This is a genomic window from Actinoplanes derwentensis (genome assembly GCF_900104725.1).
Lineage (GTDB): Bacteria > Actinomycetota > Actinomycetes > Mycobacteriales > Micromonosporaceae > Actinoplanes > Actinoplanes derwentensis.
The window spans coordinates 10,411,837-10,430,750 of the sequence record NZ_LT629758.1 but is presented as its reverse complement, the minus strand read 5'-3'; the positions used below and the strand labels follow the sequence as shown (position 1 = coordinate 10,430,750).

The 18,914-nt window shown below is 72.1% G+C and carries 15 protein-coding genes; 7 read left to right on the top strand and 8 right to left on the bottom strand.

Translation table 11 applies throughout. The features are described 5' to 3' along the window. Window positions 1-23: 23 nt before the first annotated feature. Complete coding sequence (locus BLU81_RS46555; protein ID WP_231953857.1) at window positions 24-1,055, bottom strand: neprosin family prolyl endopeptidase; 1,032 nt, start codon at window positions 1,053-1,055, stop codon at window positions 24-26. Window positions 1,056-1,442: 387 nt separating this feature from the next. Between BLU81_RS46555 and BLU81_RS49015 the strand changes: the two genes are divergently transcribed. Further along, window positions 1,443-1,664: a hypothetical protein gene (locus tag BLU81_RS49015; protein ID WP_157752102.1), complete on the top strand. Its 222-nt coding sequence runs from the start codon at window positions 1,443-1,445 to the stop codon at window positions 1,662-1,664. Window positions 1,665-1,709: 45 nt separating this feature from the next. On the opposite strand, the gene pdxY is transcribed toward BLU81_RS49015, so the two are convergent. The 5 genes from pdxY to BLU81_RS46530 are packed head-to-tail and all read right to left on the bottom strand — an operon-like array spanning window position 1,710 to window position 8,572. After that, window positions 1,710-2,561, bottom strand: a complete 852-nt coding sequence (gene pdxY, locus BLU81_RS46550) for a pyridoxal kinase PdxY (RefSeq protein WP_092556060.1) — start codon at window positions 2,559-2,561, stop codon at window positions 1,710-1,712. 44 nt (window positions 2,562-2,605) lie between these two features. Further along, the gene (locus BLU81_RS46545) at window positions 2,606-3,367 is read right to left on the bottom strand and encodes a cellulose binding domain-containing protein (RefSeq protein WP_092556058.1); all 762 of its coding nucleotides are present in this window, start codon (window positions 3,365-3,367) and stop codon (window positions 2,606-2,608) included. Beyond that, a complete protein-coding gene (locus tag BLU81_RS46540; RefSeq protein ID WP_157752101.1) occupies window positions 3,364-5,025 on the bottom strand; it encodes a sensor histidine kinase in 1,662 nt (553 codons plus the stop codon). Before BLU81_RS46540 ends, BLU81_RS46545 begins: the two co-directional genes overlap by 4 nt. Then, window positions 5,022-7,544: a LuxR C-terminal-related transcriptional regulator gene (locus tag BLU81_RS46535; RefSeq protein WP_157752100.1), complete on the bottom strand. Its 2,523-nt coding sequence runs from the start codon at window positions 7,542-7,544 to the stop codon at window positions 5,022-5,024. The genes BLU81_RS46540 and BLU81_RS46535 overlap by 4 nt, the downstream gene beginning before the upstream one ends. Continuing rightward, window positions 7,544-8,572, bottom strand: coding sequence for a hypothetical protein (locus BLU81_RS46530; RefSeq protein ID WP_092556052.1), 1,029 nt, complete (start codon window positions 8,570-8,572; stop codon window positions 7,544-7,546). Before BLU81_RS46530 ends, BLU81_RS46535 begins: the two co-directional genes overlap by 1 nt. A 244-nt stretch (window positions 8,573-8,816) precedes the next feature. Here BLU81_RS46530 and BLU81_RS46525 point away from each other — a divergent pair, with 244 nt between their 5' ends. Genes BLU81_RS46525 through BLU81_RS46505 form a run of 5 tightly spaced genes read left to right on the top strand, consistent with a single transcriptional unit; the run spans window position 8,817 to window position 14,014 of the window. After that, window positions 8,817-9,650 (top strand): IniB N-terminal domain-containing protein, encoded by an 834-nt coding sequence (locus BLU81_RS46525; protein ID WP_092556050.1) that lies wholly within the window; start codon window positions 8,817-8,819, stop codon window positions 9,648-9,650. A gap of 35 nt (window positions 9,651-9,685) precedes the next feature. Beyond that, window positions 9,686-11,611, top strand: a complete 1,926-nt coding sequence (locus tag BLU81_RS46520) for a P-loop NTPase family protein (RefSeq protein WP_157752099.1) — start codon at window positions 9,686-9,688, stop codon at window positions 11,609-11,611. Beyond that, a complete protein-coding gene (locus BLU81_RS46515; RefSeq protein ID WP_092556046.1) occupies window positions 11,608-13,041 on the top strand; it encodes an alkaline phosphatase family protein in 1,434 nt (477 codons plus the stop codon). The genes BLU81_RS46520 and BLU81_RS46515 overlap by 4 nt, the downstream gene beginning before the upstream one ends. Then, complete coding sequence (locus BLU81_RS46510; RefSeq protein ID WP_092556044.1) at window positions 13,038-13,718, top strand: 4'-phosphopantetheinyl transferase family protein; 681 nt, start codon at window positions 13,038-13,040, stop codon at window positions 13,716-13,718. The genes BLU81_RS46515 and BLU81_RS46510 overlap by 4 nt, the downstream gene beginning before the upstream one ends. Further along, window positions 13,715-14,014, top strand: a complete 300-nt coding sequence (locus BLU81_RS46505; protein ID WP_092556042.1) for a metal-sensitive transcriptional regulator — start codon at window positions 13,715-13,717, stop codon at window positions 14,012-14,014. The genes BLU81_RS46510 and BLU81_RS46505 overlap by 4 nt, the downstream gene beginning before the upstream one ends. Before the next feature lie 6 nt (window positions 14,015-14,020). Here BLU81_RS46505 and BLU81_RS46500 read toward each other — a convergent pair whose 3' ends face one another. Further along, window positions 14,021-14,962, bottom strand: coding sequence for a hypothetical protein (locus BLU81_RS46500; RefSeq protein ID WP_092558622.1), 942 nt, complete (start codon window positions 14,960-14,962; stop codon window positions 14,021-14,023). A 243-nt stretch (window positions 14,963-15,205) separates the two neighbouring features. Here BLU81_RS46500 and BLU81_RS46495 point away from each other — a divergent pair, with 243 nt between their 5' ends. Then, on the top strand, window positions 15,206-16,753 hold the full coding sequence (locus BLU81_RS46495) for a methyl-accepting chemotaxis protein (protein ID WP_172890762.1): 1,548 nt from the start codon (window positions 15,206-15,208) through the stop codon (window positions 16,751-16,753). A 41-nt stretch (window positions 16,754-16,794) separates the two neighbouring features. On the opposite strand, the gene BLU81_RS46490 is transcribed toward BLU81_RS46495, so the two are convergent. Continuing rightward, window positions 16,795-18,687: an APC family permease gene (locus BLU81_RS46490; protein ID WP_092556038.1), complete on the bottom strand. Its 1,893-nt coding sequence runs from the start codon at window positions 18,685-18,687 to the stop codon at window positions 16,795-16,797. Window positions 18,688-18,914: the final 227 nt, after the last annotated feature.

Sequence of the window (18,914 nt, the reverse complement as noted above, 5' to 3'; positions counted from 1 at the left end):
GGACAGCGACTGCCGATTCGGTGTCAGCAGGCCCCCGGACCGCCGTAGCGGAACGTCCGGCCAGTCAGTCTGGCGACATCGTAGTGATCGCTGGTACTACGGACGTACAGGTCCACCGTAGGCCCGTTGAGATAGGTCACGCTGCTGATCCGCGCCGCCGCACTGTCACCGCCGCCGGACTTCCCGTTGCCCATCTCGGTGCACGGGCCGGCACTCGACGCCGCCACCTCGCCGAAGACCTGGATCATGCCGGTCTCGGTGAAACCACCGGACCACAGTGACGCCGGGTAGTAGCCGACCCACTCGGTGTCGTAAGCGATCCACCACGCCCCGTCGTAGTACTGAATGCCCAGCTTCTTGGCGGTGTCCTGGGGCAACGTGTCACCGGGCCCGACAGCCTGGCTGTACCGGACGAAACCGCACGCGTTGTAGCAGGTGGGCTGGCCGTTGACCCAGTGGAAGACGAACAGGTGGGGTTCGGAGTCGCCGTTGACGACCCGGTCCACGGTCCAGCCGACCTCAACGACCTGCCCGGTGTCGGCCGACTGTACGGCCAGCTCCGCCAGGCTGTGGTAGTCGGAGGTGGCGAGGGTGGGTTTGCCGATGGTGAAGTTGGCATAGGCGCCGTCAGTAACCGCGGCCTGCGATCCGGCGTTGTAATGGAAGAGGACGTTCTGGGAGCTGGCGGCGAGAGCGGAGCTGGCGGCGAGAGCCGGGGGCTTCGGCGGGATCACGTCGGTCGTCGCCGACCTGAGGTCACCGGTGCGCGAGGTGCGGCCCTTCGGGGCGTACCGGGCACCGGACCGGTCCGGCGGAGCCGCGTCCAGACCCGCCGACTTGAGCATCTGACTACTGCTACCGGCGGCACCCCGCTGGATCGCGCTCGGCTTCGACCCCCAGGGCAACCGGGGCGGCGGGCTGATCTCGGGCTGCTCGACCGGCGCCGGAGCCGGCGTCTGTTCCGCACCCGCGTCCAGGGTCGAGACAAGTCCCACTGATCCGACCACGACGGCGATCAGGGCGGCGGCTGACAATCCTCGGCGCGATTTCGACACTTATCAGTCCTCAGCATTTGTCGGGAGCCGGGAGATCAAAAGAAACGAATACTCCGGCAATGCGAGTCACCGTATAGCTTGCGAACTGAGCCAGGAACGGCCTACGGAGTCCTGTTCTCCGGAACATTCGAACGAGTTAGTACGATCCGGTGAGCGGTCACGTCGGTCTAACCCCAGAAAGAGGCTATCTTCGCGAGCCTCTGTCGGGCCAGCGCGGCGACAGGCGACTGTCCGCTTACGGACGACCCCTGACGAGCGATTACCGAAAGACCCAAAACCACATACGGTTCTTTCGTACGATCCTCGAACGCATCGCAGAAAGGCACCCACGCCGTGAATCGCATCCTCCCCCGGTCAATCCGGCGGTTCCTGTCCCGCGCCGTTTCCGTGATCGCATCGATCCACGCCCGCCGCCCCCGCGCCGAACCCCGCCCGGCACCGGCCCCGCCACCACCCGCGACACCCACCGCGGCACGCGCCCAGGCGAAGATGGCGTACCGGATGAACGCCGCCGCACACCGCAGCGCCACCCGCAAACCCGGTAGGACTCACGGGGACTCCACCGGCCCTCGGCTGGGAGCCCGGTCCGGAACCGGCTCCACCAGCTGATCACCACCCGGCCGCCCGAAACCTCGGGCGGCCCTCACCCTGTGCTCAGCGCACCCGCTCGGCGGTGAACTGCATCCGCGGCGCGGCGTAGAACTCCTGGGCCCGCACCAGCTGCAGTTCCCGCTCGCCGGACCGGTAGGTCGTCTCGATCAGGTCGAAGACACTGGAGGCGGTACGTTCCAGCGCCAGCGCCGCATCCTTGGTCCCGGCGTAGTGAGCGGTGAACAGGGCGGCCGTGACGTCACCGGAACCGTTCGCCTTGAACGGCAGGTGCGGGGTGCCGACCACCCAGGCACCGGCGTCGTCCACGACGAGCATCTCGATCGTGCCCTCCGCCCGGTCGGGGCGTTCCACGCTGGTGACCAGCACCGTCGACGGCCCCATGGCGCGGGCGAGGTCGGCCGACTCGAGGGTCGACTCGATGCTGGCCGGCTCGGTACCGGTCAGGAAACCCAGTTCGAACTGGTTCGGGGTGATGATGTCGGCCACCGGCACGACCCGGTCCCGCAGCAGCACCGGGATCTCCGGCGCGACGAAACACCCGGACTTGGCGTTACCCATGACCGGGTCGCATGCGTACACCGCCGCCGGGTTCGCGGCCTTGACCCGGCGCACGGCGTCGACGATGACGTCGGCGATGCCCGCACCACCCTGGTATCCGGACAGCACCGCGTCGATCTGCGGGAACACCCCGCGCTCCTCGACCCCGAGGATGATCTCGGCGACGTCCGCCGGCGCGATGAGCGGACCGCGCCACGCCCCGTACCCGGTGTGGTTGGAGAAGTTGACGGTGGGGATCGGGACGACGTCGACACCGATGCGCTGGAGCGGGAACACGGCTGCGGAGTTGCCCACATGGCCGTGGGCGACCACCGACTGGACGGACAGGATCTTCATCCCCCCAGCCTAGAAACCCTCCCGCGGGGTACGGGACCCCGGCCTCACGACGTGCACGCGGCGCCGTCGATGCGGCAGTCCGCGGGCGCCGCGTCGAGCAGCGTCGCCCCGTGCACCTCGAAGGAGATCCCGACCTGCCCGGCCGCGCTGATCTCGGCGGTCGTCTCGTCCGGGGTGAACGTCCAGACCGCGCCCTGCTGACTGGCGGTCGCGCCCTCGACCTTGTCGACCCACAGCGTGGACCGGGGCAGCGTCACGGCAAGAGTCCAGCCGGTCCGGGCCGCGGTGCCCGGGTTCGTGACCGTCACCTGGGTCCGGTACCCGAGCAGGCCCACCAGGTACGGCGTGGTGGTGTAACCGGCGGCCAGCGGCACGGTGTCGCCGCGGCTCGGTACCGGGCTGCCGACGGGTGCCGACGGCGACAGCGGCGTGGTGCCGGCACTCGCGGACACCGACGCCGACGCCGACGGGCTGGCGGCGGCCGGCCGGGTGCGGTCCGGCGCCGGTGGGCCGGACGACGCCGCGACGATCGGCTCCTCGGTCCGGCCGGGCAGCCCGGCGGCCTGCTCCGGCTGCACCGAATCCTGGAACGGCCGGTCGACCAGGAACACCACCAGCAGTGCCGTGGTCGTCACGGCGGCCAGCACCCCGGCCACCAGCATCAGCCGGCCGGCCATCGGGCGCCGGGCCGGAGTGCCGGCCGGCCGGAGGAGACGGGGTTCGGGCGACGGGCTGGTCAGCATCGCGGTGGCCAGTCGCCACGCGGCGTCACGGACCACGTCCGCCGGGGTGCGCCGTTTCGTCACTCGACGACCGCCTGCAGATAGGAACGCGTTTCGGTACTGTCCGAGCCTCCGGTCACGAGCGTCGATGGTACCGACACCGCGGCGACGAGCCCGCCCTCGGGAGCGGGCCGCAGTTCGACGGCGATCTCGTGGCGGGCGGCGAACCGGCCCACCGCCCACAGCCCCCACCAGGCGCCGCCGTCCGGTGGCTCGGCCGCCGCCATCATCGCGTGCCCGGTGGCCAGGTCGTCGGAGGTCATGCCCGGCCCGACATCGGTGACCGTCACCAGATAGCCGTCCGGTTCGCTCCGGCCGGCGACCACGACCGGGGAGTCGGCCGGCCCGAAACCGGCCGCGTTGTCGATCAGCTCGGCCAGCAGGTGGACCAGGTCGGTGGCCGCGGTCCCGGCCAGATAGGCCGGCTCCACCTCGGCGGTCACCACCCGTTCGTGGTCGGCGACCTCGGCGGCCGACTCACCGACGATGTCACTCATCGGCACCAGCCGTGGCCAGGGCCGGTCCGGGATCCCACCGGTGAGGGTGACGCCCTTCTCCACGTTGCGCCGGATCCGGGCGCCGAAGTCACCGGCCCGGCGCAGGTCGGCGGCGTTCTGCTCGTCACCGGCCCGGCGGGCCAGGGCGTCGAGCAGGCGCATCTGCCGCTGGATCAGGCCCTGGTTACGGCGGTCGAGGTCGCGCAGCAGCTCGTCCGGGCGGTGCCGCGGGCCGGACGAGACCGGCCGGGTGGCCGGGGCCGGGGCCATGCCGTCGGCGGACCGGCGCCGCAACGTCACCACCAGCAGCCCGAGCAGGACGACGAAGCCGACACCGCCGACCGTTCCGGCCCACACGGTGGCGGTCACCGCCCGCTCGGTGGCGACGTCCGCGGCCTCGGCGGCGGCGCTGTCCTGCAACTCCCACAGGGCCGTGTTGAGGGTGTTGAACGCGGGTGCCCACGCGGACGGGTCCGGGACGCCGCCGGTTCCGGCCGCGAGGGCGTCCTCCAGGCGCTGCACCTCGGTCAGGGCCGGGCCGGTGGACAGTTCCCGGTGGCGTTCCGCGGCCTCGCTGGGCAGGGCGGTGCCCGCGGCGGTGAACAGGGCGCGCCGGGCTCCGGTGAGCTGGGACAGCCGGACCCGGTCGGCGCGGGCCGGGCCGGTTCCGGCCGAGGTGGCGGCCAGCAGCGCGTCCTCTTCGGCCAGGATCTCCCGGGAGCGGATCAGGGTGCGGATGCCGTTCGCGGCCGGGTCCGGATCACCGGTCGAGCCGATCATCTCGGCGTACGCGGTGACGGCCTGCCGTCTGCTGGTGCGGCCGTCGTCGATGGATTCGCGCAGCGCGGGCAGGCCGTCCAACCGGGCGAGCAGTTCTCCGGCCGTACGCTCCGCCTCCGAAGTCGCCAGCCATCGCCACCGGGACTGCTCCGGCTGCCGCAACCGTCCGGCCACCTCGTCGGTCTGGGCCCGCTGGGCGGTCAGCTCCGCAACCGGGCTCCCGGTGACCGACAGCCGTCGTTCCGCCTCCAGAGCGAGCACCGCCTCGTCGACCGGCCGGGCCAGCCGGTCGGCGACGATCCGGTCGGCCAGCGCCCGGACCGCGCCGGCTCCGGCCGGTACGGCGGCCGCGGCCCAGAACACCACGAGCAGTCCGGCACCGAGCAGGCGGGTGCGCCGGTTCACGCGGTGGTCTCCGGATCCCCGATGATCTCGCGGAGCCGGCTGAGCAACTCGTGCCGGTCGGCGCAGCCCAGTCGCTGCCGGATACGTGCCATGTGATGCTCCACGGTCTTCGCCGACAGGTACAGCCGGCCGGCGATCTGCTTGTACGTCATCCCCGCCAGGACCAGGGCGCCGACCTCGCGTTCCCGGGCACTGAGCAGTTGCTGCCCGGCCGCGACGGCCCGGCCCGGAGTCCCGGACGCGGCGTGTTCGGGCCGGGTGCCGCGGTCCTGCATGGCGCGGGCCGACTCCAGCAGCAGGGCCATCGCCTTACGGTCCGCGGTGCGGATCGCGGCCTGCCCGGCGAGGCGGGCCGCGTCCCAGGTCAGCCCGGCGAGGCTCAGTGTCCGGGCGGCCGACAGCACCGGCTCCGGGTCGATGCGCCCGGCGAGCACCTCCAACCAGACCAGGGCGGCGTCGGCGTACGCGGCGGCGAACGGTCCGGCGGTCCGGGCCGCGTCCAGGTGGTCGGCGTGCCGGCGGGCGGTGTCGTGGTCGTCGGACAGGATCGCGGCCTGCAGCCGGTACCAGTGCAGCAGCACCGTCCACAGCGGCGGGTCGCCGAGTGCGGCGAGGAGCCGGTCGGCCTCGGCCAGGTGCCCGGCGACCCGGTGGAACTCGCCGAGCCGGGCCGCGGCCACCGCCAGTTCACCCAGCGGCAGCAGGTTGAACAACTCCACCGGCTGCCCGATCAGGGCTTGGCAGGCGTCCGGCCAGGCGCTGCGCAGGCCGACCAGATCGCTGTTGCGGCGGGCCAGGCCGACCCGCAGCGCGGTGCCGAACAGGTTGTCGCGGCCCTCCGGGGCGGTCACTCCGGCGGTCGCGGGCAGCCGCTGCTCGACCTCGTCCAGGCGGCCGCGCAGCAGCAGGACCCAGGTGCTCAGCAGGTGATGGCGGGCGGACAGCGGTGCGCCGCCGGTGCCGTGGCGTTCGGCACGGGCCAGGAGCGAGTCGGCGACGTCGAGATCGTTGCCGTGCATGGCGAGCAGCGCGCCGACCGCTTCCGGGCTGTCCGGCAGCAGCGCGGACGGGCCCGCCGGGCCGATCAGGGTGGCCGCCTGCACCAGTGTGGACAGCGCGGTGGCCGACGGGCTGGTCACCGACTCCGCTGTTCCGCGGGCCATCAGGGTGGCCGCCGCGCTCAGCGAGGTCGGTGGCTGGGCGGCCGGGTCGTCCGGCCGGATCAGGCGCTGGGCGTCCGGGAGACGTCCGGTGGCGATCAGTCCGACGGCGGCGAATCCGGCTGCCACGTCGGAGCCCGCCCAGGCGAACAGCCGCACCGACTGGGCGGTCTGACCGCGGTATGCCAGGACCGCGGCCGCCACGTACGCCGCTTCGGCCCGTTGTCCGGGTGTTCCGGCGGAGAGGACCTGGTCGGTGAGACGGGAGGCGTGGTCGAGATCGCCGGCGAGGGCGGTGGCCAGGGCCCGGCGGACCGCGGTGGTACGCCCGGCCCCGGCGGCCGCCTCGAACAGTTCGGCGGCCAGTGCCGGGTCGTCGCCGAGCGCTTCCTCACCGGCCGCCTCGTAGACCGGGCCGAGACCACTGCCGGCGGCACCGGGCACCAGGCCGGGACCGGTGGCGACCCGCAGCAGCGGGCGGACCAGCGGCAGGACCGGGCCGCCGCGGGCCAGTTGCCGGGCGGCGAGACGCTGGCGGACGTCGATGCGCTGGCTGATCGGGCCGAGCGCGGCGATCGCCCGGCGGGCCAGCGGGACCAGGCTGCCGTCGGGGGCCAGCATGCCGGTGGACCGGCCCGCCTCGGCCAGGCCGTCGATGTCGGCGCCGGTGTCCAGGACCGCGGCCATCAGGTCGAACGACAGTCCGGCGCCGGCTTCGACGGCCAGCAGCAGCGTGCGGACGCCGGGTTCGAGTTCGTCGAGTTCGGCGGCGAACCCGGCCAGCGCCGCGACCGGGACGTGCGGCTGACCGGGCGGCCCGGCGGCCAGGGCGTCGGCGATCCGGGTCACGTACCGGGGGATCCCGGCGGTCTGCGCGGCCACGAAGGCGATCAGCTCGGCGGACGGCGGACCCGGCAGTCGCGCCGTCAGGTGGGCGGCGATCTGCCCGGTGGTCAGCGCCGGGAGAGCGACCGACGGGCCACCGCGGCGCAGTGCCTCCACCAGCCGCAACAGCACCGGGCGGCGCGGCCAGGGCCGGTGGGCGACCACGATCCGGGCGCCCGGATGTTCGGCGTGCCCGCGCAGTTCGTCGAGTCGATCCGGCGCGAGCAGGTGGGCGTCGTCGATCAGCAGCACGTGGTCGGCGGGCGGCGGCACCGGCGGCCAGGGCCCCGCCACCGGCACACCGGCGTCGCGGTACACCTCGGCCAGGCGGCGCAGCAGGGCGGTCTTGCCGTAGCCGCCGGGAGCGCCGACGACCGCGTGCATCGGGGCGGACGGGTCGGCGGTGACCCGGTCGAGCAGGGCCGAGGCGGCCGAACCGGACATCGGGAGGCCGTTGCGGACGGGCGCGCTCATCAGTTCTCCGCCCGGACCGGCACCCGGTTGACCGGCGGGCGGGGCGGGCACTCACCGGCGGCGCCCCGGTTGCGGGCGATCTCCGGCGGCGCGGTGGCCGGCAGGACGGCGAACGCGTCGGTGGGGCCGACCAGGGCCGGAGCGGTCGGGCGAACAGCCGGACGGCCGGCCAGCGCGGCACCGGCCGCGACCGTGGTGTGCGGCTGCGGGTCCCGTACGACCGGGGCGGGGAACACCACACCGAGCAGTTCGGACACGTGATCGCCGGCGGCGCCGCCGGCTCCGGCGAGCAGGACCGCGGTCAGGTCCTCCGGCCCGTAGCCGCGGCTGCGGACCAGGGCGGCGGTGAGATCCACGGTGGGCCGGAGCACGGCCCGCGCGTCGGCCGGGGACAGGCCGTCCACCTCGAAACCACCGGCGTCGGTGAGTTCGGCGGAGGCGAGCAGTTCGATGCGGCCCGGCTGCTGGGGTGCCACCAGCGCCACCTCGGCGGTCGAACCGCCCAGCCGGTAGACACCGAGCAGCCCGCCGCCGGTGGGCGCCCGGCCGGCAGCCTGATGGCACTCCACTATGGCGCGCGCCCGGGTCACCAGCACCGCGCCGGGCAGGTCCGCCTCGTCCAGGCCGGCCCGCAACAGCCCGAGACGGCCGTCGCCCCAGGAGGACGGGTGGGCCAGCGCGACCCGCAGCGGCGCCTCCCCCATCAGCTCCCAGGCGCGGTCCACCACCCACCGGGCCATCGCGGCGGTCAAACCGTGCGCCGGGAAGTAGCCACCGGCGAAGAACATCGGCAGCGGATCGCCGACCCGGTTCAGGTAGCCGCGTACCGCGTCGGCCGGGAACTGTCCCACCTCGGCGGGAACGACGGTGCCGTCGGCGGTCATCCGCAGCGCGGCGGCGACCTGCGGCGAACGGGCGCCCAGGGCGAGAGGCTGGGCCGGGCCCCACCCCTCACGGCCGGCGGCCCGCCGGCAGACGGCCGCCCGGACAGTGCCGACACCGATGTCAATTCCCAGCACGTACGACACGTGTTCATCTCCTCAGATGTCGGTACCTCACGTTCGTACCAAAGGGCGGGTGAGAATCGTCCCCCCAAAAATCTCGCGCCGGATTTCCCCTAATCCCCTAACCACCGGGTGGGTGTGGTGGGGGACTCGGCCCCCATGACCGGCATCGGCTGCCGCGCTACGTTCATCTCGGCGCCGGGCCCGCGCCGTTCGATCTCACCCGCACTTCGATCTCTCACCCGCACGCAGCGTCAAGGAGTTCGCCATGACCTCACCCACCCTGCAGGACTTCGTGCTCAACCTGATCTACGACCCGGCGGCCCGCTCGGCCTTCGAAATCGACCCCGAGGCTACCTTGCGGCACGCCGGGCTCGACGACGTCACCGCGGCCGACGTGCAGCAGGTGCTCCCCCTGGTCCTCGACTCGGCACCGGTCACCGGGCTGACCGGGCCGGACGGGCTGGACGGTCTCACCACCGGTGTGGCCAGCCTCGACGTGGCCGGGGCGGTGGCGCAGTTGCAGGCGATCACCGCGCAGGTCACGCCGGACACACTGGCCGATCTGCACGCGACGAGCAACGCGAACGTCACCGTCCTCGGCCTGAACGCCGACGGCCTGGCGGACGTGTCGCTGCCGGGTGTCTTCGACCTGGGTGTGGGCACGTCGGTGACGGCCGGCGGGCTGTCCGCCGAGCACGATCCGGCACTGGATCTGGACGTCGCGGTGACGACTCCGGCCGCGGTGGCGAGCGACAGCACGACGGCGTCGATCTCGGGCGTGACCTCGTACGACAACGGGCCGGCCGACCACTTCGGCGCCCTCGACCCGGTGACCGACATCTCGTCGCCGGTCCTGTCCACCGGTTCCGGTCTGCTTGACGCCACCGGGGTCGACGAGGCAACCTCTTCGATCGGATCGCTGATCAAGCCGGACCTGGGTGACACCGTGACCGGCGCGGTCGACGGACTCGACAGCACCGTGACCGGCGTCGTCACCGGGGTCGACAGCACGCTGCACGGTCTGACCGGGGGCCTGCTGTCCGGCACCGGCGAGGCCGCGGAGGAGCAGGACACCTTCAGCACGTACGGGGACGGGTGACTGAGCGCGACATGAGGAAAGGCTGACGGGCACGGATGACGAACTGGGAAGCCGGGACGACGGCACCGACGGGTCCCACTTCCCTGACTCCGCGTCCACGGTCGGCACCCGACCCGCTGCGCGGCGCCGAACCGTGGTGGATGGACACCATGGACGCGGTGATCCGGTCCTGTCACACCCACGGCCGGCCGGATCTCGCCGAACGACTCACCCGCCGCCGGGCCCGTCTACTGGACTCGCAGCTTCGGGTGCTGGTCACCGGCCCCGCCCAGCAGGGCCGGAGCCGGCTCGTCAACGCGCTGATCAACGCGCCGGTGGCCGGTCTGCTGCCGGACGGCGACGCGGCGGTGCCGGTCGTGGTCCGGCACGCCGACACCCCGGTGGCGCATCTGATCAGGCGTGATTCGGCGACCGCCGACTGGACGGCCGCCGTCGGGATGCAGTCGCGGATCCCGCTCGCGGCACAACGACTGGGCACGTCATTGGCCGAGGCCTTGGGGGCTTTGCCGGCCGGCGCGCCGGTGCACGCCGACATCGGTGTGCCCCGGTCGCTGCTGGCCGGCGGACTCGTGCTGATCGACGCGCCGGGCCTGTCGCTCGCGGCCACCGGTAGTCCGCCGGTGGCCGCGGCGCAGGATCTCGCCGACCGGGCCGGTGCCGACCTCGTCCTCTACACGTGCGAGACCGGACGGCATCTCAGCGACACCGAACTGGGCATCGTGGCCGCGCTGAGCCAGGTCTTCCCCGGCCTGCTGGTGGTGCTCACCAAAGCCGACTACGCCGACGACTGGCGCCGTGACCTGGCCGAGAGCCGCCAGCGGCTGAACCGGGCCGGCATCGGGGCTCCGGTGACCGCTGTCTCGTCCGCGCTGCGGGCGCACGCGGTGCGCACCGGTGACGAGGCCCTCAACCGGGAGTCCGGGTTCACCGACCTGATCGTGCACCTGCGGCAGATGGCCGAGGCCAAACCGGACCGGCTGGCCCGGGCCACCACCGGGACCCTCGGCCGGATCGCACTCCAGGAACTCGCGGTGCCGTTGCGCACCGAGCTGGAGAACCAGGACGACGATGGCGCCCCGGAGACGGTCGCGCATCTGCAGGCCACCCATCGCCGGCTCGATGAACTGCGCAAATCCACGGTCCGCTGGCAGAACCGGCTGTCCGACGAGGTCACCGACCTGATGTCGGACATCGAGCACGACCTGCGGGACCGGGTGAAGGCGCTGCTCGCCGAGGCGGACGAGTTCTTCAGCACCGCCGACCCGGCCAAGAGCTGGGACGAGTTCGAACCATGGCTGCGGCAGTCGTTGCAGGAGCTGGCGCAGACCAGCATGACCTGGCTGACCGAACGCACCGAGTGGATGGCCCGGCGCACCGCTGACATGTTCCCGGCGGAGGCCGGTGACGTGCTGCCGCCGACCGCGCTCGCCATCACCAGAGGCTCGCTGGCCGAGGTCTCCGGGCTGGACGCGCCACCGGTGGCCGCGTTCACCCCCGGGCAGAAACTGTTCATCGGGCTACGCGGCTCGTACGGCGGCATCGTGATGTTCGGGCTCGCGACCAGCCTCGCCGGGATGTCGCTGATCAACCCGATCTCGATCGGCGGCGGTGCGCTGTTCGGCGGCAAGAGCGTCCGGGACGAGAGCAAGACGCTGCTGAAACGTCGCCAGGCCGAGGCGCGCACCGCGGTCCGGCAGTACGTCGACGACATCTTCACCACACTCAACAAGGATGCCCGGGACAGCGTCCGGCGGGTGCAGCGCGCGTTGCGGGACCACTTCACCGCCGTCACCGAGGATCTCCAGGAGGAAGCCATGGAGTCGCTGCGCAACGCCAAGGCCGCCGCCGACCGGGACGCGGCTGCCCGCGAGTCCCGCGCCCGGACCCTGCGCGCGGAACTGACCCGGCTGGCCGAACTGCACGCACAGGCGCAGGCCCTGGGTGATCGGGCCCGCGCTTGACCAGCGAGGAATTGGAGCGGCGCACCCACGGCCTGCTGGTCAAGGCAGCCCACGTCTACCGCGATCATCCGCGGGCGGCCGGCCGGCTGCGGCACACTCTCGACCGGTTCACCGGACCGCTGCGCCTGGCTGTCGCCGGGGCGTCCCGGACCGGCCGGTCGACACTGGTGAACGCGCTGGTCGGCGAGGATCTGGCACCGGTGGAACCGGCTGACTCCGTCACCTACCGGGACGGCACCCAGCCCCGGGCCTGGTGTCATCCCGGGCAGGGCCGGCCGTACGAGGTTCCGGTCACGCGCGGCCCCGGCGGACTGCGGCTCGGGGTGGACGGCGCGGCACCCGCCGGTGGCCCGGCCCCGCGGGTGGTCGTGCAGTGGCCGAGCCGGGTGCTGCGGCGCACCGAACTGATCGACACCGGGCCGTCGGCGCCACCCGGCCAGGTGCTGCCGGAGGCCGACGCGGTCCTGCTGCTCGCGCCGCGGATCGGCGAGACGGAACTGGACTTCCTGCGGGCCGGCCGGGGCCTGCGCGGCCCGGCCACCGCACCGATCCATGCGATCGTGGTCCTGAGCAAGGCCGACACCCATGGTGACGGGCTGCCCGGCGGGTTGCTGGAGGCCCGCCGGATCGCCCGGCGCCGACGGCGGGACCCGGCGATCGGGGCACTCTGCCAGGACGTCGTGGCCGTCTCCCCGTTGATCGGGCACGCCGCTCGCACGCTGCGCGCCGACGAGTTCCGGGCGATCACCGCGCTGGCCGCCCTGCCGAAGGCGGAAGCGGACCCGTTCCTGCTGTCCACCGACCGGTTCACCGCCGCCGGTTCGCTGCCCGCCGTCGACCAGCAGGTGCGGCTGGCCCTGTTGGGGCGGTTCGGGCTGGGTGGCATCCGGCTCGCTCTCGCGCTGGCCCGCACCGGTTCCGGCACGGCCGCCGCCCTGGCGGACCGGATGCACGAACACAGCGGCCTGAAGGATCTGCAGACCTCGATCGCGGAGTTGTTCACCGCCCGCCGGGCCGCCCTCAAGGCCCGGTCGGCACTGATCGTTCTCGACCAGCTGCTGCGCACCGAGGTACGGCCGCCGTCGGCGCAACTGCTGGCCGAGCTGGAGTTACTGCTGGCCGGGGCGCACGACTTCACCGAGCTGCGGCTGCTGTCGGCGTTGCGGTCCGGCCGGGTGGAGTTGCCGGCGGAGACCGCGCTGGAGGCCCGGCGGCTGCTCGGTGGCACCGGCACCAGCCTGGGTGAACGTCTCGGCCTGCCGACCGAGGCCACCGCCGACGACATCTGGACGGTGGCCGGCGACAGTGCCGACCGCTGGCGGCACGAGTCCGCCCTCGCCGACCGGACTCCGGCACAGCGCCGGGCCGCCTCGGTGGTGCTGCGCAGTTGCGAGGCGATCCTGGCGGACCTGACCGCCACCGCGTCGTGATCGAGCGGCTGCTGCCGTCCGCCGTCGTGGCGGTGGAGGCGTTCGGCGACGTCCCCGGTGAGCCGGTGTTCCCCGGTGAGGAACAGTTCGTCGCCCGCGCGGTCGACAGCCGCCGGCGGGAGTTCGTCACCGCGCGCCGCTGCGCCCGTGCGGCACTGGCCGAGATCGGTCACGCGCCGGTGGCCATCCCGCGTGCGCGGCGCGGTGCACCGGGGTGGCCGGCCGGGGTGGTCGGCAGCATCACGCACTGCCCCGGCTACCGGGCGGCGGCGGTGGCCCGGTCCGGCGACCCGGCCGCGATCGGTATCGACGCCGAGCCGAACGACCCGCTGCCCGACGACGCCGGCGAGCTGGTGATCATCGACGAGGAACGGGACATGCTCGACCGGCTGCGCACGACCGACCCGGCGGTGCACTGGGATCGGCTGCTGTTCAGTGCCAAGGAGTCGGTCTTCAAGGCGTGGTACCCGCTCACCCGGCGGGAACTGGACTTCACCGAGGCCCGGGTGGACCTCGACCCGGTGCACGAGAGGTTCACCGCCGGCATCCGGATCGACGGCACCCGGTTGGACGGCGGCGCCCCGTTGACCCGGCTGAACGGAAGGTTCCTGGTCAGCCGGGGCCTCGTGGTGACCGCGGTCGTGGTGCCGGGACACCCGGTATCTTGCACGGCATGAGTGAGGCGACACCGGCCGGGCCGCACGGATACTCGGCGGACAAGCAGGCCCTGACGGCCCGGCTGAAACGAGTCGAGGGGCAGATCCGCGGCCTGCAGCGGATGGTCGACGAGGACACCTACTGCATCGACGTCCTGACCCAGATCTCGGCCGCGAAGAGCGCCCTGCACGCGGTGGCGATCGGCCTGCTGGAGGATCACCTGCGGCATTGTGTCGTGCACGCCGCCGCGGAAGGCGATGTCGACGCGAAGATCAAGGAGGCGAGCGCGGCGATCGCCCGCCTGGTGAAGTCCTGACCTTCCTCAGTCGTGGGTGTGGCCGTCGGCGTCGTGTCCGGTGGCGCTCGGCTGTGCCGACGGGACCTCCGGTGACGAGCTGGGCGCGACCGGTGGCGAACCGGCGGTCGCGGTGAACTCGGCGGTGTGCACCGTGCCGCCGTGCTGGAAGTCGAGGTAGAGCCGGTAGTCCCCGGCGGACGGGACGTCGGCGTGGAAGACGATGCCGGGCCCGGCCGTGGTCGTGTCGTCCGGGTGCACGTGCAGGTAGGCCAGGTCACCGGCGCGAAGGGCGACGAGATGGCCGTACGCGCCGAGGTAAGGCTCCAGATCGGTGACCGGCGAGCCGGCCTTGCTGACGGACAGTGTCAGCCGCGCGGAGTCACCCGGGACGAGGTCGCCGGCGAGGGTGACGGTGTAGCCGTCGACGGTGGTGCTGCGCTCAGCCGCCGGTAACGGGCGGGGCTGGTAGTCGCCGGGTGCCGGGACGTCGGTGCCGAGGGTCAGACCGTCGTCGTGGGCGGCGGGCCGGAAGTCGGCGAAGACCCGGTACTGCCCCGGCTCGGCGACGGCCAGTGGCACCGACCAGGTGCCGTCGGCGGCCATCTCCGGGTGCACGTGCTGGAACCCGGACAGGTCCCGGCGGACCACGATCAGGTGCAGGTCCTTGTCGTGGTCGCGGGTGTAGCCGGTGACCGGCGCACCGTCCGGCCCGAGGACCCGGAACCGGAACGGCTCGGCCGCGCCGACGGCGAGTGCGGTGCTGATCGGCTGGAGCCGGTAGCCGTCCTGGGTGACCTGCAACCCGGCCGGCAGGATCGTGGCGGCGGTCGCGGCGGGTTCCCCGTGCTGGTCATGGGTGGTGACGGTGGTGGCGTCCGGGCCGATCGCGCGGCCCAGACCGAGGGCCGCGGTGAAGACGACCGCCAGCCCCAGGCCGAAGACTCCCAGCTTGGTGGGGGTGTTCATGACTACCCCGCTCCGAGTCGCCACGGCGGTTCTCCTTCGCGAAAGACCGAGCGGCCGATGCCGCCCACCCTCGGCGACTATACCCATACCCCCCAAGGGTATCCAATCGTCCCCTCGGTGCCGGATCGCCTGACGCTCATTCCAGCAGCGTTCATGCCGATCAAGGACTGCAGGACCGAATCAGTCTCGAACACCGGCACGGGGGTACAGGCTGTGGTGTACGCATGGCTTCGCAGTCGACGGGTGCGCACCAAACTGGGGCTGATCGTCGCGATCGCACTGGCCGGGTTGGTGATCAGCACGATGGTCGGCATCCGCGGGCTCGGTAAGGCCCAGGACAACGCCCGGGACCTGCAGACGTCGGCACAGCTGACCCGTACCGCGCTGGAAGCCGACATGGCCCACGACGCCATCCGCGGCGACGTGCTGCGGGGCGTGTTCTCCCGCGGGGCGACCGACCGGGCCGAAGCCGCCGACGATCTCACCGAGCACAGCGCCGCCATGCGCGACAGGCTGGCCGTTCTGCGTGGCGAGCAGACCCCGGCTCCGGTCCGGGCCGCGACCGACGAGGTCACCCCCACGGTCGAGAACTACATTCAGCTCGCGGAAACCGTCGTCACCACCCCGGCCGGCCGGGCCCGAGACGCCACCTTCCTGCAGTTCACCGCCGCCTTCACCGCCGTGGAGGACGACCTGCCGGCGGTCGGGGACGCATTGGACGCCAACGCCGCCGCCATCGCCGCCGCCGTGGCCGCGCAGGGAAGCTCCGACACCTGGACGCTGTCACTGACCGCCGGGGTCGCGGCCGCGCTGCTGCTGGGCATGGCCGCCCTGGTGACCAGCAGCATCCTCACCGCACTGCGGCAGGTGTCCACCGCGCTCGCCACGGTCGCGGACGGCGACCTGTCCCATCGGGCCGACGTCATCGGCCGCGACGAGTTCGCTGACATGGCCGGGCAGGTCAACACGGTCATCGTCGGGATGCGCGAGACCATCGCGGCGATCACCGAGTCCGCCACCACCGTCGCCGATTCCACCAGCCGGATGACCACCGTGTCCCAGAAGATCTCCGCCGCGGCCGAACGGGCCACCGGTCACGCCGGAGTCACCGCCGGGGCCGCCGACGCGGTCGCCCGCAACATCGACACCACGGCCGCCGGCAACCAGGACATGAGCGCCTCGATCGCCGAGATCACCCGCAGCACCGCCAACGCCGTCCAGGTCGTCGCCGAGGCCGTCGCGATGGCCGAACGCACCAACACGATCATGATTCAGCTCGGCACCTCGTCCACCGAGATCGGCAACGTCATCAAGGTCATCACCTCGATCGCCGAACAGACCAACCTGCTCGCCCTCAACGCCACCATCGAAGCCGCCCGGGCCGGAGAGTCCGGAAAGGGCTTCGCCGTCGTCGCCGGCGAGGTCAAGGATCTCGCTCAGGAGACCGCCCGGGCCACCAAGGACATCTCCACCCGGGTCGAGGCGATTCAGTCCGGCGCCACCGACGCGGTCCAGGCGATCGACGAGATCACCACCGTCATCCAGCGCATCAACGGCCTGCAGACCACCATCGCCTCGGCCATCGACCAGCAGAGCAGCACCGCCGCCGAGATGACCCGCAACATGAACGAGGCGTCCAGCCGCAGTGGCGAGATCACCACGGCGATCGCCACGGTCGCCGCGGACGCCTCAGCCACCGCCGAGGACGCGCAGACCGCCCTCGCCGCGGCACACAACCTCACCGGCATGACCAGCGATCTCCGGGCCCTGGTCGCCAGGTTCCGGACCTGACGCGCACCGATCCCGGCCACCGGCAGCCCGGCCGGGCCGGGTCAGCCGACGTGGACGTGGGGGCGGCGGCGGCGGTCCGGTTCGGCCTGGCGGATCATCTCGCGGGTCACCGGGGCCACCTCGCCCTGGCCGAAGATCAGGTAGCGGGCGAAGTTGGTGACCGGGTTGCCCTCGGTCCATTCGAAGTAGATGTGCGGGCGCCGGTGGGTGGTGTCCCGGATCCACAGCGTCAGCGCGGCCAGGGCACTCGGCACCGATGAACTCTCCAGCGTGAGGACGCGGTAGCGGTGGTGCAGCAACTCCCCGCGTACCGGCAGATCGGTTTCGAAGTCTGAGGCGTCGCCAACGGTCACCTCGACGAAAAGGACGTCCCGCTGATCGGTCATGTCGTTGTCGGCGATGATCTGCGCCAGTTTCTCGGAGTATTCGCGGGTGTCGCGAGCTTCGGGTTCGTTGGCGATCAGGCGGATCTGCCGGCTGCCGATCTCGTCGAGCCATTGATGGACCAGCGGGTCGGCGTCGATGCGGGTGACACGCAGTTCGAAGGCCCGGAAGATACGGGAGAGCAATGACACCGCGATGATCGCGGCAATGAAACAGGCGGCGATCTTCACGCCGTCGGGGCGTTCCCCGATGTTGACGAGGGTGGTGTAGACGAAGACCGCGGTGATCGCGCCGAAGCCCCAGGTCCGGGCGCGCTGCCCGGTGCGGTGGGCGGAGAGGGTCACCGCCACCGAGGCCGAGGTGATCAGGACCAGGACCCCGGTGGCGTACGCCCCGCCCTGGGCGTCCACGTCGGCGTCGAAGATCCAGGTGATCAGGAACGCGGTGCCGGTGAAGACCAGGACCAGCGGCCGGACGGCCCGCGCCCAGGCCGGTGCCATCCCGAATTTGGGCAGGTAGCGTGGCACCAGGTTGAGCAGTCCGGCCATCGCGGAGGCCCCGGCGAACCAGAGGATCGCGATGGTCGAGATGTCGTAGACGCTGCCGAACACGGTGCCCAGGTTCTGGTGGGCGAGGTAGGCCAGGGCCCGCCCGTTGGCCTCGCCGCCGGGCTGGAACTCGGCGGCAGGGATCAGCACGGTGGTGGCGACACTGCTGGTGACCAGGAAGACGCTCATGATCACCGCAGCGGTGGTGAGTAGCCGTTTCCCGCCCCGGATCCGTGCTTGCAGGTCGCCTTTGATGTGCGGCATGACGGCCACGCCGGTCTCGAAGCCGGAGAGCCCGAGCGCCAGTTTCGGGAAGACCAACAGCGCGATGCCGACCATCGCCAGCGGGCTGCCGTGTGAGGTGGTGAGGGCGGTCGTCCAGTCGGTGACCACTGTCGGATGGGTGAACACCTGCCACAACGCGTCGCCGAGCACGATCACGTTGAGCCCGAGATAGACGCCGACCAGCACGACCGCGATGCCGATGGCCTCGGTGAAGCCTTTCAGGAACACCGCGCCGAGCGCCGCGATCAGCATCAGCGTGATCAGCACCTCCTGGCCGTGCCAGGTGTCCGGCCAGAACGGGTTCTCGTCGATGTGCGCGGTCGCGTCGGCGGCGGACAGGGTGATCGTGATGATGAAGTCGGTGGCCGCGAACCCGAGCAGGACCAGGACGAACAGTTTGCCCTTCCAGAACGACAGCAGCCGCACCAGCATCGCGATCGAACCCTCGCCGTGCGGGCTGTCGGCGGCCACCCGCCGGTAGACCGGCAGCGCCCCGAGCAGGGTCACCAGCACCAGGACCAGGGTGGCGAGCGGGGACAGCACACCGGCGGCGAGAGCGGCGATGCCGGGCTGGTAGCCGAGGGTGGAGAAGTAGTCCACGCCGGTCAGGCACATCACCTTCCACCAGCTGTGCGGCTTCTCCGCCGAGGAGGCCGGAGCGGTGTCCTGCTGGGGAGCCCCTTTCAGCATCCAGCCGCGCAATGTTGTGGTGGTCATGGTGGGCCCTCCCCGATATTCAGGAGAAGTCTGTCACCGTGGCCCCTTCGACGCCCGTCCCGCGGCGTTAATAAAGCGTCAAAAAAATGGCGTCAAAAACGCGTCAAAAAACCTGCGGCGCCCGTAGCAGTCGCGTCAACAAACGCGTCGGCCGCCATTTCGTGCGTTTCACTTCGGGGCGTAGGCAAAACCCCTCGCCCTTGGAGTCCCCCGTGGCTGATCTCGGA

Excerpts from the sequence above, each read along its gene's own strand:
- pdxY (WP_092556060.1), bottom strand. The coding sequence starts at position 2,561 with ATGAAGATCCTGTCCGTCCAGTCGGTGGTCGCCCACGGCCATGTGGGC.
- BLU81_RS46500 (WP_092558622.1), bottom strand. The coding sequence starts at position 14,962 with ATGAACACCCCCACCAAGCTGGGAGTCTTCGGCCTGGGGCTGGCGGTC.
- BLU81_RS46505 (WP_092556042.1), top strand. The coding sequence starts at position 13,715 with ATGAGTGAGGCGACACCGGCCGGGCCGCACGGATACTCGGCGGACAAG.
- BLU81_RS46525 (WP_092556050.1), top strand. The coding sequence starts at position 8,817 with ATGACCTCACCCACCCTGCAGGACTTCGTGCTCAACCTGATCTACGAC.
- BLU81_RS46490 (WP_092556038.1), bottom strand. The coding sequence starts at position 18,687 with ATGACCACCACAACATTGCGCGGCTGGATGCTGAAAGGGGCTCCCCAG.
- BLU81_RS46535 (WP_157752100.1), bottom strand. The coding sequence starts at position 7,544 with ATGAGCGCGCCCGTCCGCAACGGCCTCCCGATGTCCGGTTCGGCCGCC.
- BLU81_RS46520 (WP_157752099.1), top strand. The coding sequence starts at position 9,686 with ATGACGAACTGGGAAGCCGGGACGACGGCACCGACGGGTCCCACTTCC.